The sequence below is a fragment of the Photorhabdus heterorhabditis genome (genome assembly GCF_018448905.1).
Taxonomy (GTDB): Bacteria; Pseudomonadota; Gammaproteobacteria; order Enterobacterales; family Enterobacteriaceae; genus Photorhabdus; species Photorhabdus heterorhabditis.
The window spans coordinates 1-708 of record NZ_RCWA01000166.1 but is presented as its reverse complement, the minus strand read 5'-3'; the positions used below and the strand labels follow the sequence as shown (position 1 = coordinate 708).

Here is a 708-nt window from a genome sequence, read left to right as displayed (position 1 = left end):
GCGTATTTAAGGTGTCCAGCGTCAGGTCATGGCCTGCCGTTATTTCGGTGTGACCGTCTTGACCGGCATTCCTGACGTCACTGGCGGTGAGCTGAACGTTATTGATGGCGCTCAGCGACAGGGTGCCGTTATCGTTCTGCACATAAATGCCTGCCGGACGGTCCAGCCAGCGGTTAGCTTCATACCCGCGTACGGTCGAGGCGCTGGTGATATCGCGGCCTTTCAGGGTTACCCGGTCATCCCCCTGAATCTGGCCGCCGCGATTGGTGAGCGTCTGTTGGGCCGTTAAATCCACTTTGCCGCCGCGAATAAAGCCGCTGTTAGTCAGGTTGTTGGCCGTCAGTTGAGTGACATCACGCCCGCTGACCGTGCCGCGGTTGGTGATATCGCCCTGACTGTTGAGCGCCACGGTATTCCCGGCCAGCAAGGCGCCATCACTGCGCAGGTCGCCGGATTTCACCCGGGCGTACACCTGCGGCACCGTCACCACCTCAGTAGTGCCGTCCGGCAACGTGACCGTCTGGTTGGTCAGCCAGATAATGTCCGAGGTCAGCAGCGCCATCTGCGCCGGACTCAGGGCGACGCCCGGTGTTAACTGTTGCTGTTTGCCAAAGGCAACGCCGGCATCCATCAGCGCTTTAAACTGGGCTTCATCGTTATTGTAGCCCGGCAGATAGCGCTGGCCGGTCAGCTGGGTAATCTGCTCCC

General features: G+C 60.2%; 1 pseudogene. It reads right to left on the bottom strand.

Annotated features, from left to right (window positions below):
• Positions 1-708: pseudogene (locus EAE89_RS23110) on the bottom strand (hemagglutinin repeat-containing protein); the annotation flags it as partial.